We start from the raw sequence: 13,999 nt of genomic DNA on the forward strand, positions 1-13,999 counted from the left end.
TTCTTATGATTTAATTATAACCTTATCTTTTTACTATTTCTGTGACTTAGTCACTCAAGTAAATTATCTAAAATTATATTCTGTTACAATACTTTCTCTAACATCTACAATATATGCATTGTTTTCTACAAGTTCTCTAACTTTATCTACATTCACTTGCTTAAAATCTCTATTTAAAAGATTTGAACCAATATATCCAGCATAATTAAAAACATCCTTTGCAGTAAAAAAAATATACAATCAGTTTTGTTAAATTATATATATACATATTTTTTAATTTTTAATGCAAATATTATTATAAAAATAATAATATTTGGTATTGATATAAATAACACATATTTTATGATTTTCATCTTTTTATCTCTATCATCTTTTGTTTCACCTATAAGGTTAGCCTTATATCTATCACCGCTAATAAATGTACCATTTAATATACCAGATATAATAAAAGAACCACCTACAACAAATCCAGTTATTTTAAGTGTTATATTATAATCATTTAATAGAAACCCTATTAAATTTGCTACTATTGCAATAACTAATCCAATTAAAAATGGCAACTTCAACATTTTCACCCCTTAAAATTCACATACTTATCTTTTAAGGCACATGAAAATAAATAACAAGTCCACAGTTGCCATGAATATTTTTCATCAGGCAAGGAGACGAATTGCCCTCATAGCAGTCCTATTAGGTCAATTTGCCGACACAGCATGATGGAAAATGGGCACATTAGAAAAGAGTATCTGTGCTACAATACGGAACTTTTCTGGCAAATGGACTTGTTATTTTTTTGATTGTGCCTAATATCATATTATTGTATTCAAGCCTTATCATTCCAAATATATCTTATTATAACATACTTTGCGCATACTACATTATTCACTTTTAAAATAAGAACCCTAACGCTATTCTGCATAATTGTGCTATCTACTAAAAATCAAAATCTTACACATTTAATTCATCTTAAAAAACATAATAAAAGAAGTGTCTCATATTAAAATGAAACACTTCTTTTACAGAATACACTCATTGTATCCTTATTTTATAATAGTTTAACCTTATTATTACCTTTAGATAAGCTTGCCTAAGTTTATCTAAATAGAAAGTTATTCATGAATACCACTGTCAAAATTATATTTGTTATATACTACATATAAACATAGTAATGAATTTATTGATGGCTATACTTTTTTGTTTGACAATTTATGCTGTTTAATTTTGAACATTCTTAACGGTTTTCTGCTTTTAACATAACTTTCCGTATACTACGACTGTTTTACTTTTTTTCATACATTTTATTGTAACTACAAGTTGCAACTATAATTGAAAACTACTATATTAAATTTTACCATTATTCAATTTTAAATTTAGATATTTATTATCTAAATTACTTTACTGGAACAAGTTAAACGTTAAACATTAAACATTTACACCATTTTTGTTATTTATGAGTTTGTAGAATCCCCTAGTACTGTGACTTTAACAGATTTTCTACCCCAATCATTACACTCATTAGAACTATCAAAGTATAAGTCAAGTTCATTTCCATTTATTGCACTGCCAGTATCTGAAGCTATTGCATATCCATAGCCTTCAATATAAAAGATTGTTCCGAAAGGAAATACACTTGGATCAACTGAAACTGTGCTTATCCCATTTGGATTTCTTTCTACTTTTCTTCCACTTGCTGTTTTACCTTGAATTCCTGATGTATACGCTGTTGTTGAACAAATCAGTTCTTTATTTGATGTTGCTGCTTTAGCCACATTATTTGAAAAAACAATATCTCCACTTAAATAAATGCTTAAAGCCATTACAAAAACAACTGATTTTTTTATAACTTTTCTCCATTGGTAACTTTTTGACATTAAATCTCTCCTTCTCAATTCGCAAACCATCCTTTACATTATATCACAGTTTTTATGATATTATAAGTGTAAACGTATTTAATAGAAATATACAAGTATACCATTATCGAATATCTTTCTAAACCTCTTAATAGGTTACAAAAGTTATCTTTAATGTTATTATTTTATTAGAATATAATAAATTAGTAGATATCTACTGTATTTTGCGATAAATAATTTAATATCAAGTCAATAATATAACTAAAGGAGGTCTTATCATGTTAATAGATTCAATCAAAACTTATACCTATAAAGAATATCTAACTTATGATGAAAATGAAAGAATAGAAATTATAGAAGGAAAAATAATTAATATGTCACCAGCACCTAGTAGAATACATCAGGAAATAATAACTGAAATACTTTTTAAAATAAGAAAATATATTGAATCTAATAATGGTCCTTGTAAGGTTTATCCCGCACCATTTGATATTATCCTTAAAAATGATGATGAGGATATAATTAATAGTAAAAATATAGTTCAACCGGATATATCAGTTATCTGTGATAAAAGTAAATTAACCGATAAAGGCTGTACTGGTTCACCTGATATGATTGTAGAAGTTATATCTCCCTATAATCCTAGTAATGACTATGTACGAAAATTGAATCTGTATGAAAAGTTTAAAGTTAAGGAATATTGGATTGTTAATCCTATGAAAAAAAACATCTTAGTTTATACATTAACTGATAACGGATATGACGCTCCAACAGCATACACATTTGATGATAAAATCAAAGTAAATATCTATGATAATCTTGAAATAGACTTCAATACTATTGATATCTAAGAAAATTTAGTTATTATAACTTATTAAGGAAACTCAGTAAAAGCTTGCTTATACAATTAACTAAAATGACCATCCAAAGTCTGAAATATAATCAGAATTGGATGGTTAAATTTTTTATTCAATATTTACTTGTTTTGTCATGTCTTTAACCATACTTCTTAAGTCATAAACAGTATATATGACGATCATGGGACAACTTACTATCAAATAAATGGTAATACATCACTAGTATAAACTCTTAAAACTTCGCCTACGCTCCAAGCTTGGCTATAACACCCTCTGCTTGTGGCTGCAAAATCACCATCAAATACTTCAGCTATTCCATTTATGCATCCATCTTTCATATGGTCCTCAAACACTTCACACATTTCCTTTGCTCTCTTCACTGCTTCTTTAGAGTGATTATTCACTTTACAATATGCTGATATAAAAGCACCTATTGTAAATCCCCATGTTGTGCCCATATGATATGCTAAATCTCTTTTCATCAATGGCCCTATATATTCCCCTTTAAATTCTTCATCTAAAAAGGATAAGGATCTTAGTCCATAAGTTGAATATAATTCCTTATATATCTTATCTACAACTTTCTTGTTTTTTTCTTCATCTAACATAGTAAAAGGTAATGATACTGCCCAAATTTGATTAGGTCTAACTTTTCCATCATTGTCATCAACAACATCAAATAAGCATTGTTCTTCTTCATTCCAAAATTTTGTGTTAAATGATTTCTTCACTTTTTTAGCTAAACTTCTATATTTTGATCCATCTCTTTCAAACTTTTCTGATAACCAATTCATTATGCAAAGAGCATTATACCAAAGAGCATTTATTTCAACTGGTTTACCATGTCTTGGAGTCACTACTAATTCTCCAACTCTTACATCCATCCATGTTACTTGATCTAAACCATTTCCTGCATGAATAAGACTATCTTTATCCATACCGATTGAAAAATCTGTGCCAATTGAATATGATTCAATAATTTCAATTAACTTATCAAACAATCTATCATTTACAAACTTAAAGTCACTTTTACCCCCAGTATATTGCAAATACTTATATATAGCCTGCACATACCATAATGAAGCATCTACTGTATTATAATATGCTTGTGTTCCTTTATCTGCAAACACATTTGGAACAAGTCCATTTTTTACATACTCCGCAAATGATACTAAAATTTCTCTTGCATCTTTAAATCTCTTTGTAGCTAGTGTCAATCCTTCAAATGCTATCATAGTATCTCTTCCCCAATCCACAAACCAAGGAAATCCTGCTATGACTGTTTTTAATCTTGTACTATTTCTCTTAACAATAAAGTGATCTGCGGATTTTACTAAATTTAAAGCAAAGGGATCTTTGTATCCTGATAACTCCATAAGTTTATTAGACCTTTCCTTATATTCATCTACAATATCGAATCCATCTTTATTATTCATTTCTTCAACAGTACATTTAAAATAAAACTTTTTAGTTTCAAAAGGCTCTAACTTAACTTCAATATCATAAGGTGTATAATGATTATCTAATCTTGTAGATCCATTTCTATTTTCAAATTCATAATAATGATTTTCTTCAATTAGTGGATTGCTATTATCATCATAATTTGATTTTCCTAAACCTCTACTTTTAAATATACCTTCTGATGATATAAAACTTATTGTAATTCCCTCATTTTTATGTGGATATAATTTTAAGTTATTATTTTCTAGTTCAGTTTCAAATTGTAATTGATCAGAATCTATAATTTCACCTGCTTCTTTAAAAGTAAACAATGGTGTTACATTAATTTTAGCTTGTGAGCTTCCATTTTGAATGTCATAACATATGGCTACTGTATTGTGCCCATACTCCATAGCTATGGATTTATTTATGTGTATATCTTCTACTTGATAAATATATTGTGGAACTGAATCAAATATAAAACGTTGAAGATACTTATACCCATCTTTACTAAAGCCATCATATTCTTGACAGGTTAAATCATATTTTCTACCTTCCACTATAATTTGTTCTTGAGTCCTAGATAATATTGAGTAACGCTCTACAGGTGGATTCATTGCTGCTATTAAATATCCATGATGGCTTCTAAATCCACTGTTAATAATAGTTTGACCAGAGTAACCTCCAATGCCATTTCCTATCATCCATTCTCTTTCATTTCCTTCTTTTATGGTTCTCCAATTACCTCGTCCAAATCTATATGTTAACTCCATAACGGCTCCCCTTTACAACTATATTAACTATAAGAAATTTATTACATCTAAATAATTAATTCTTACCTAATTTAATGAATAATTTATATTATCAAATACATAAAGTAATTTATTTTTTTAAAACTACTTTTTTCTAATTAATACACCATTTTTAAGTAATCTATTATTAGAATATAAATTACTAAACAAAACTTCATTGCTGTCATCTACTGTAATAATTCCATCCGAACAATTTAGTAAAACTTCTAATTTATTACCCCATTCATCTATTTTAATATATTCTATAACTCTGTCATTCTTAATACTGTTTGGAAAATGAAAATTACGACTTCTAAAAAGTTGTTCTTCTTTTCTTAATTTAATTAGTTTTTTCATAATATTAATTTTGCTATCATATTGTCCACTTTCAATTTCATCCCAAGGCATACACCTTCTACAGTCAGGATCATGTTTTCCTTCAAGAACAATTTCTGTACCATAAAATATACATGGACTTCCTGGCATCGTAAATAATACTGCTAACTGTTGATAAAAAACATTAATATTTTTCACCCTTGAAATTAATCTTTCTGTGTCATGAGAGTCTAATAAATTAAATAGCACATCATTATTTTGCTGCATATACATTGTGTAACATCTGTTAATTGTACATTCAAAATCTGCTTTAGTTAAACTTTTATCGATCCAAAAATCTCCTATGCTACTAGTCAATGGATAATTCATAACAGCATCAAACTCATCGCCTTTAAGCCAAGAAATGGAATCATGCCATATCTCACCTAAAATATAAAAGTCAGGCTTTATTTCTTTCATTTTTTCTCTTAATATCTTACAGAATTTATGGGAAATTTCATTTGCAACATCTAATCGAATACCATCAATATCATAATTTTTTACCCAATATTCACACACACCAATAAAATAATCAATTACTTCTTTGTTATTTGTATTTAACTTTGGCATTCTCTCATTAAATGCAAAGGAATAGAATCTTCCATCTTTTGTATCCCCCTTATTATCAAAAGGCCATTTATTAACCATAAACCAATTGAAATATTTAGAATCAGTTCCGTTTTCGACTACGTCAAGCCATGGTGCAAACTTAGCTCCACAATGATTAAATACACCATCAAGCATAATCTTAATTCCTTTATCATGAGCACTATTTACGAGAGTTTTAAATACTTCTTTATCTCCAAAATGAGGATCTATTTTCATATAATCAGTTGTATCGTATTTATGTGTTGATACAGATTCAAAAATTGGCGTTAAATATATTCCTGTAATTCCTAGTTCTTCTAAGTAATCTAATTTATTAATGATTCCAGGTAAATCTCCACCATAAAATTCTTTATTTGTAACTTTTCCTGTGCGCCAAGGCTTTACACCTTCTGGATTAATGGAAGAATCCCCATTACAAAATCGTTCAGTAAATATTTGATACCATACCATATCATTTACCCAAGCTGGTGTATTATTAATATCTGCGCTATTCATCCAAGGGAATGTAAAACACTGCAACATTTTCCCTTCAATGTGCATTTGTTTTTCATTTATAAATCCATCTTCAAAATAAAACCAGGTTTCATCATCATTAGCTAATTCAAAATAATACCTACATCTCTTAAATTCAGGTTTCAAGGTTGTTGTCCACCAAATCTGATGTTGTAATCTTTTCTTAAATGGAATCTCTTCACTTGTTCCTTCCCACTTACTATTTCCGCCTAAAATTCCGGTTGCAAATGGATCTCCATAATGTATAAATACTTTTTTTACATCATAACCAGTTTTTAAATTTATAATTAAATCTTCTTCATTAATTGGATAACATAAGTTATCTGAAGTTCTGTGATATACTGCTTCAAATTTCATATACTTAATCCTCTCCTTTTTATACATATTAAAATGAAAAGCCTGGATGCTAATATATTTATATATATATTTATATATATATATGTTGCAATAAAGTTTTCACATATCTCTTAACCTGCATTTTATAAGCAAATTCTAAAATTCTCGTATAATGTAGCTAAGATAAATCTTAATTGTAAAATCATTATTGAAACTTATATTACTACTGAATTGGTATTATTAAATTTTAATGTTTTAAATTAAAATTATTTGTGATTGAACTTATTAATTTCAGATTGTAAATTATCAGATAAGTGCTTTAATTTATTTGAAGAATCAATAAATTCAATTGTTGTTTCATTAACTTTTTCACAAACAAAAGAAACATTACCTGCTCCATCTGATGTTTCTGCAACAATTGATGATAAGCTTTGAACTTGATTTAGTACTTCATCTTTTTTACTAGTTAATTCCCTTAAATCTTTAGAAATATCATTAACTTTTATACTTAAAATACTAATTGAAGATATTATATCGTTAAATATATCATGGGATTGTTTAACTGATTTTTGTTGATTCTCAACAGCATTACTAGTATCATTAGCTTTCATAACAGCATTTTCAACATTGCTCTTAACATAAGTTATTGTGTTACCAATTTCCTTTGCTGATAATTCAGTTTTTTCAGCAAGTTTTTTTATTTCGTCAGCAACAACAGAAAATCCCTTACCTGATTCCCCAGCTCTAGCAGCTTCTATTGCAGCATTTAGAGATAATAAATTTGTTTGTTTAGTAATTTGTGTTATAGTATCATTCATAATTGCAATGTCTTCTACACTTTTAGAAACTGCTTGTATTACATTATTAACTTCCAACGTGATTTTTTGAGTTTCATTTGCCTTATCAATTAATGCATTTATAATATCCAATCCAAATTCACTTAATGAATTTGCTTTGTCAGCCATAGATGTAACATTTATTGCTAAAGAATCAATTCTATTTATTGAGTTAGATACATCTTCCATGTTAGAACTTAATAATTCTAAATTATTTGTAGAATCTGTGGTACCTAAATCAATTTTATTAATAGTTTCATTTACCGTTAATATTGATGAAGATAATTCCTTGCTTTTATTATTTAAATTTAGGGATGCCGAATTAACATCTTCTACTGATGAATTTACATTATCTAATAAAGAAGAAACATTTATACACATATCATTAAAGCTATTTGCTAAAGTTTCAAGTTCATCTTTTGAATTAATAAGAATTTTGCTATTAAAATTACCTAATGCAGCTTCATTAATAGCATCTTTTATTTTTAATATGTTTTTCGATAAACTATTAGAAAATTTTGTACCTATAATTATAATTGCAATAATTACCAATATAATAATTAATAAAAAATCTCTAATTAATGAGTTTCTTGACTGTGTTAAAACATTTTCTGGTATTTTACTAATAAACTTCCAGCCTGTTAATTCAGAAGTTACATAAGAAGCTGAATATTTCTCATTTTTCAAAGAAAAATTTGCACTCCCTGTCCCATTTGACCTAATATCATTCCAAATAGAATACTCTGATACAACTTTTGTATCAATAAGCTTATCATTTGTGCTTGCAATAACTTGTCCTTCCATATCACATACTATAAACTCACTATTACTGTTTGCATCTAACATATTAGTAAGAGTTTTAGAAAGATCTTTAAGATCTAAATCTAGAGTTATTACTCCTATACTTTCATCTCTTGTATTTCTAACACCATAAGCTATTGTTACACAATCAGTATTTGTATCTGAGTTCTTATATACATTAGATATGTAAGCAGTATTTTTATATCCAGCACCAGCTTTATAAACTGCTCTAGATGTTGGATTAAAGTCAGAAGATACTACTTTCTCTGGATAACTATAATAAGATTTGCTTGTAGCAAATGTAAAATCTACAGATATTATGGAGCTATTTGATCCTTTAATTAATTTTAAATCATTTTTTATTTCAGGATATTCAAAAATAGTAGGTTTCATTACAATATTAGATTTCATTGCAATATCACCACTTGTAAAAATATCCTTTTTTGAAAATGACATAAGAGTATTTATTATATTTTCAAATCCGGAATCAAACAACCTGTTAGTACCTAAAGTTGAAGTAGCACTTGAGGATTTAAAATTGTTACTTGTAATATCATTAATTTTAACAAAAGCAACACTACAAATTATTATTATTGGAATAATTGAAATTAAGAACATACTTTGTAATAATTTAAAGTGTATACTTTTAGATTTTTTAAATTTACCTTTAATTTTTTCTGATTTACTATTAGATTTTTTTACTTTTCTCATCTATCTTTTCTCCTAGAATCTAATATTTTATAGGGTAAAATTATTTAGTAATTATTTTTTCTATTAGGCAAGTGAAAGAAAATAACAAGTCAAATATACAAAATACACTAGCATACTAACTTGTTATTTTTTTATTGCGCATTAATGCAATATATTAATGTAAATCTTACTTTTATTGTCTTTATTAACCTTTTACAGATCCTGCTGTTAATCCTTTTGCAAAGAATTTTTGTGTAGCAACGAAGATTGCAACTACTGGTATTGTTGCCATTACTGCTGCTGCTGAGAACTGAGTCCAGTTTGCTGAAAATTGATCTCTAATAAAATCTCTCATACCTGTTGCTATAGTTTGACTTGCTTTATCCTTTATAAGTGCTGATGTAAAGAAGAATTCACTATAATTTGCAATGAAAGAAAAAATAAAGATTACTATCATCATATTCTTTATTAAAGGTATTATTATTTTAGTAAATGCTTGAAAAGTTGTAGCACCATCTATATAAGCTGATTCGGTTAACTCTTTAGGAATACCATCCATGTATCCTTTCATAAGCCAAATGTTATACGCACTTCCGCCTGCCAAAAGTAATACTAATACCCAGAACTTATCCATTACATTAAATTGATATGCAAAACTTAATATTGCTGGCAAAGTCATAATCTGTGGAAACATTTGTAATATTAAAAGGGACATAAGTCCATATTTTCTGCCTTTAAATTTAATTTTAGAGAAAGCGAAAGCTGATGGCATTGTCAACAATAACTGTATTAGAGCAGTAACTGTACAAAGAAGTACTGAATTTTTAACCCATATTAAAAAATTAGTTTTAGTTAAAACTTTAACATAATTATCTAATGTAAAAGACGTAGGAATAATAGATGTTTGTGTAAATCCTTGGCCTTTAGCCAAAGATGCTGTAATTACTGCCAATAATGGTATACATACTATTATACACATAAACCAAATTACAACCCTTGAAGCCCATGCAGCTCTTCTTTGAGCTGGCTTTATTTTCTTCTTATACTTTAATACTTCAACCTTTTCCTTTTCATATGACACCATATTAATTAACCTCCTCAAATTGTCTTGATGCTTTCATTTGAACAAATGAAATTGAACCTAATACTACAAATATTATAATACTTATAGTAGCAGCTATTGCATATTTTCCAAAAGTCATTGACAATCTATAATTAACAGATGCTAGTATATCTGTATAGCCTGCAAATTGTGTTCCAGGCCTAGAAGGTAACCCTTGGGTTATCAAAAATGCTGATCCAAAGTTATTAAAATTAAAAGCAAACGTTGTAATTACTAAAGGATATGCTGTTTGTGCAAGAGATGGTAATGTTATTTTCCAGAATTGTGTAAGTTTGCTTGCTCCATCAACATCAGCTGCTTCATAAAAAGTATTTGGTATTGATTCTAATGCACCTATACAAACATTCATCATATATGGGAACCCTAGCCATATTGTAACTACAACAACTACTAGTTGCGAAAGTGTAGGATTTGTTAACCAAGGAATTGGTTTTATAATAAGGTGCATACTAATAAGCAAGTTATTAATTGCTCCATAAGTTCCATTAAACAATCCTTGAAATGAAAGTACTGCAACAGTACCTGGCAATGCCCATGGAAGAACTAAAATTGCCTTGTAAAAACTTCTTTCCTTTATGTTCTCATTATTTACTAATACAGCCATAATAAGACCCAAGAAAAATGATCCAATTGTTGATAATAAAGAATAAACAAGAGTCCATAAAAATACTGGAAAAAATACTTTACTAAATGGTCCGTTAAATACTTCTATAAAATTTCCAATCCCTATAAAATTAACAACACCTTTTGAATATTGATTATAATCAGTAAATGCAATATATACTGTATACACAATTGGTAAAATTGATAATATTAATATTGAAATTAAAGCTGGTGATAAAAAAGGAACTGCTGCAAAATCCTTTTTTCTTTTTGCTGTTTCTATACTTTTCATAATTGCCTCCCTCTTTAGTATAAGAGAATAAAATAAGGGGAAATACATCCCCTTTTTAATCTTATTTACTTTGAGCTATTCCTTCTTTTATTTGTTTTACCAATTCTGTTCCTGTTGTTTTAGGATCATTTGTTCCATCACTCATTGATAACATTAAATTTCCACCTGGTGCCCATATATTTTGTATTTCTGGAATATTTGGCATTGGAACTGCAACCTTTGATTGTTCACCAAATGCTACCATGTCCTTATTTTTCTTAAATGCATCACTTTCAACGCCTGCTTTAGTTGCAGGTATTCTGCCACTTTCTATTATGATTGGTTCAATATTATCTTTAATATATTTCATACAATCCCAAGCTAAATCCTTATTTGGTGATTTTTCAGCTACAAATGCTGTTTGAACTCCTAGAGCTGTTGTAACCGGTTTTCCACCTAATGTTGGCATTGGAACAATTTCATAGTTAACATTTGCACTTTTAGCTGCTGGAGCATCCCATGCTCCTGATATAAAGAATGCTGCATCTCCTGACATGAATCTACTTCTAGCTATATCATCAGTAGTATCTGCTGCAATAAGTTTATCTTTAATAACTAAATCCTGTAAAAATTGGAACCCTTTTATTGCGCCGTCATTTCCAAGACCTATATCACTTGGATCAACTGTTCCATTAGTGTTCTTAAATATATATCCTCCTTGACCTGTAAGGAATCCTAAATCGTAATAAAAATTATTTATACTAAATACTAATCCTATTCCAGGTTCTTTAGCCTTAGTTACAACATCTTCAAAAGTTTTTGGAACTTCTTTAACCTTGTCCTTATTTACGTATAAAGCAACTGTTTCTCCAGCATATGGAACTCCATATTGTTTACCACCTATAGTTACTGCATCAATTAATCCCTTATTATTATATTTACTTTCATCTAAGAAACCACTTGGCACTTCTGCAAGTAAACCAGCTTTTTGGAATGTACCTAAATTATCATGAGCTATACCAACCATTATATCTGGAGCTTGAGAACTACCAGCTGCTTGAATATAATCTTGAATCTTGCCTTTATCATCGACAACATTAACTTTAACGCCTTTCTCTTTTGCCCATTTATCTGCTACTTCTTGAAGTTTTGGAAATTCTGACGCAGTATCCATATGTGACCAAATTGTTATTGTTTTATCACCACCTGCGCTACTACTTGCAGTTTCTTTTGATGCACCTCCGCAACCTGCTAATGTTCCCATTAGTAATACTGTTGTCATTATTAATGACAATATTTTTTTCTTCTTTAACATTTTAAAATTCCTCCTATTTTTTATTTAAAAATCAGTCTATTATAAAGTCTTAAACCCTTTATTTTGAAGTGTCTAAGTATATATGTAAGATTTTCTCTATCCCAAGAACATTATATTTATCATAAAATCAAATTGGATTATAGAAGAAAATCCTTACAAGCAAATTAAGAATTAATCTTTGTAATATACTCTAATTAACGTAATGCTTCACATTTTGCGTAAATCATAGTATACTTACTATAAATATTGCAATCGCTTGCATAAATTAACGATTAGTAATAAATCTTATTAATCACTTATTATTACCCTATTAATTTTTTAAATTTTAATATTTTGGAATCGGTACCGAAACTTAAGTATCGTTTACATAATTATTATAGTCTTATCCTTATTTATAATATAGCACTATATTATAAATAATATGGTTAAATATTAATATTTTATACATTAATGTATTATTTTCCTAATTAAAATTCATAATTTAATTAATTCACGAATTTATTTTTTATCATTATTTCAATATGATACAGTATTATACTAAATAAACTTCTTATTATAAAATGCTATTAATGCCTTAAATATTTTAAAACAATTTTAATCTAAATTAATTAACATGTTAATTAAAAATAATTTTATTAGGACTATATTAAAAAAATATAGTCAAAAGGAGAGTTTTGTATGAATTATAATTATGAAATAGTTACAACTACTAAAAAGATACCTGCTAAAATAATAATAAACACCTCTCCTGGCATTGTACCTAGTCATTGGCATAAGGATTTAGAACTTGCATTTTCGTATCAAGGGAGCTTTACAAGCTATGTAAATGGAGAAATTTTTTCTATAAAAAACAAACAATTAATTTTAGTTAATAGTGGAGCCGTTCATTCTATAATTGATTATGGTACTAATGCTTCTACAACTATAACAATATTGCTTCCATATAGTTTTTTGAAAGATAATTACTCTGATATAGAGAATATAGAATTTAAATTAAATATAGGCAACGAAAAAAGCATTAAAAGGCTAAAAAAAATTTTTGAAGAAATAGGTTCTATGTATATAAAAGATATGGCACTTAACAATACATCTTTAATCTTTGTAGAAGATCAAACACGTACTGATGAATTTCATTATTTGAAAATAAATAGTTTATTGTATGAATTATTATATATATTACTAAGTAACTTTAAACTACAAAAAGACATGACTATAGAATTAAAAACTAAAAAACACTTAGAACGTTTAAAAGTCATTACAGAATTTATCGATGAAAATTATAAAGATAACATATCTTTAGATGAAATAGCTAATAACTACCAAATTTCAAAAGAATATCTCTCAACAATTTTCAAAAAACATATGGGTATAACAGTAGGTACATATTTAAAAGGCATTCGTCTTAACTCAGCTTATAGAGATTTAGTTAATACAGATTATTCAATCAATCAATTAGCTTTTGATAATGGTTTCCCTAATATTAAATCATTTATAAATAGCTTTAAGGAATGTTATGGTAAAACTCCTTATAAGTACAAAAAAGATTTAGAAATTAGTAATAAATTGCTCGATTCAAAATAATATAACTC

General features: G+C 27.7%; 11 protein-coding genes. 2 read left to right on the forward strand and 9 right to left on the reverse strand.

The window, feature by feature from the left end; all coding sequences use genetic code 11:
• Positions 1-63: 63 nt before the first annotated feature.
• From psyc5s11_RS17385 to psyc5s11_RS17395, 3 genes are all read right to left on the reverse strand, one after another.
• Positions 64-240, reverse strand: a complete 177-nt coding sequence (locus psyc5s11_RS17385; protein ID WP_224033745.1) for a hypothetical protein — start codon at positions 238-240, stop codon at positions 64-66.
• A gap of 14 nt (positions 241-254) precedes the next feature.
• A complete protein-coding gene (locus tag psyc5s11_RS17390; protein ID WP_224033746.1) occupies positions 255-569 on the reverse strand; it encodes a DUF5316 domain-containing protein in 315 nt (104 codons plus the stop codon).
• Between the two features lie 879 nt (positions 570-1,448).
• The gene (locus psyc5s11_RS17395) at positions 1,449-1,871 is read right to left on the reverse strand and encodes a 3D domain-containing protein (RefSeq protein ID WP_224033747.1); all 423 of its coding nucleotides are present in this window, start codon (positions 1,869-1,871) and stop codon (positions 1,449-1,451) included.
• Between the two features lie 257 nt (positions 1,872-2,128).
• On the opposite strand from psyc5s11_RS17395, the gene psyc5s11_RS17400 reads away from it, so the two are divergent.
• A complete protein-coding gene (locus psyc5s11_RS17400) occupies positions 2,129-2,701 on the forward strand; it encodes a Uma2 family endonuclease (protein ID WP_224033748.1) in 573 nt (190 codons plus the stop codon).
• Between the two features lie 203 nt (positions 2,702-2,904).
• Here psyc5s11_RS17400 and psyc5s11_RS17405 read toward each other — a convergent pair whose 3' ends face one another.
• The 6 genes from psyc5s11_RS17405 to psyc5s11_RS17430 all read right to left on the reverse strand — a co-directional run bounded on the left by psyc5s11_RS17405 (position 2,905) and on the right by psyc5s11_RS17430 (position 12,410).
• Positions 2,905-4,920: an amylo-alpha-1,6-glucosidase gene (locus psyc5s11_RS17405; RefSeq protein ID WP_224033749.1), complete on the reverse strand. Its 2,016-nt coding sequence runs from the start codon at positions 4,918-4,920 to the stop codon at positions 2,905-2,907.
• 123 nt (positions 4,921-5,043) lie between these two features.
• Positions 5,044-6,792 carry a glycoside hydrolase family 13 protein gene (locus psyc5s11_RS17410; protein WP_224033750.1) on the reverse strand — a complete coding sequence of 583 codons (1,749 nt, stop codon included), beginning with the start codon at positions 6,790-6,792 and terminating at the stop codon, positions 5,044-5,046.
• Positions 6,793-7,037: 245 nt separating this feature from the next.
• Complete coding sequence (locus psyc5s11_RS17415) at positions 7,038-9,119, reverse strand: methyl-accepting chemotaxis protein (protein ID WP_224033751.1); 2,082 nt, start codon at positions 9,117-9,119, stop codon at positions 7,038-7,040.
• Positions 9,120-9,303: 184 nt separating this feature from the next.
• The gene (locus tag psyc5s11_RS17420; RefSeq protein WP_224033752.1) at positions 9,304-10,182 is read right to left on the reverse strand and encodes a sugar ABC transporter permease; all 879 of its coding nucleotides are present in this window, start codon (positions 10,180-10,182) and stop codon (positions 9,304-9,306) included.
• Between the two features lies 1 nt (position 10,183).
• A complete protein-coding gene (locus psyc5s11_RS17425; protein WP_224033753.1) occupies positions 10,184-11,116 on the reverse strand; it encodes an ABC transporter permease subunit in 933 nt (310 codons plus the stop codon).
• Positions 11,117-11,177: 61 nt separating this feature from the next.
• Complete coding sequence (locus psyc5s11_RS17430) at positions 11,178-12,410, reverse strand: sugar ABC transporter substrate-binding protein (RefSeq protein WP_224033754.1); 1,233 nt, start codon at positions 12,408-12,410, stop codon at positions 11,178-11,180.
• A gap of 678 nt (positions 12,411-13,088) precedes the next feature.
• On the opposite strand from psyc5s11_RS17430, the gene psyc5s11_RS17435 reads away from it, so the two are divergent.
• On the forward strand, positions 13,089-13,991 hold the full coding sequence (locus psyc5s11_RS17435; RefSeq protein ID WP_224033755.1) for an AraC family transcriptional regulator: 903 nt from the start codon (positions 13,089-13,091) through the stop codon (positions 13,989-13,991).
• Positions 13,992-13,999: the final 8 nt, after the last annotated feature.

The sequence above is a fragment of the Clostridium gelidum genome (assembly GCF_019977655.1).
Lineage (GTDB): Bacteria > Bacillota > Clostridia > Clostridiales > Clostridiaceae > Clostridium > Clostridium gelidum.

Excerpts from the sequence above, each read along its gene's own strand:
- psyc5s11_RS17395 (WP_224033747.1), bottom strand. The coding sequence starts at position 1,871 with ATGTCAAAAAGTTACCAATGGAGAAAAGTTATAAAAAAATCAGTTGTT.
- psyc5s11_RS17435 (WP_224033755.1), top strand. The coding sequence starts at position 13,089 with ATGAATTATAATTATGAAATAGTTACAACTACTAAAAAGATACCTGCT.
- psyc5s11_RS17410 (WP_224033750.1), bottom strand. The coding sequence starts at position 6,792 with ATGAAATTTGAAGCAGTATATCACAGAACTTCAGATAACTTATGTTAT.
- psyc5s11_RS17425 (WP_224033753.1), bottom strand. The coding sequence starts at position 11,116 with ATGAAAAGTATAGAAACAGCAAAAAGAAAAAAGGATTTTGCAGCAGTT.
- psyc5s11_RS17415 (WP_224033751.1), bottom strand. The coding sequence starts at position 9,119 with ATGAGAAAAGTAAAAAAATCTAATAGTAAATCAGAAAAAATTAAAGGT.
- psyc5s11_RS17405 (WP_224033749.1), bottom strand. The coding sequence starts at position 4,920 with ATGGAGTTAACATATAGATTTGGACGAGGTAATTGGAGAACCATAAAA.
- psyc5s11_RS17400 (WP_224033748.1), top strand. The coding sequence starts at position 2,129 with ATGTTAATAGATTCAATCAAAACTTATACCTATAAAGAATATCTAACT.
- psyc5s11_RS17390 (WP_224033746.1), bottom strand. The coding sequence starts at position 569 with ATGTTGAAGTTGCCATTTTTAATTGGATTAGTTATTGCAATAGTAGCA.
- psyc5s11_RS17430 (WP_224033754.1), bottom strand. The coding sequence starts at position 12,410 with ATGTTAAAGAAGAAAAAAATATTGTCATTAATAATGACAACAGTATTA.
- psyc5s11_RS17420 (WP_224033752.1), bottom strand. The coding sequence starts at position 10,182 with ATGGTGTCATATGAAAAGGAAAAGGTTGAAGTATTAAAGTATAAGAAG.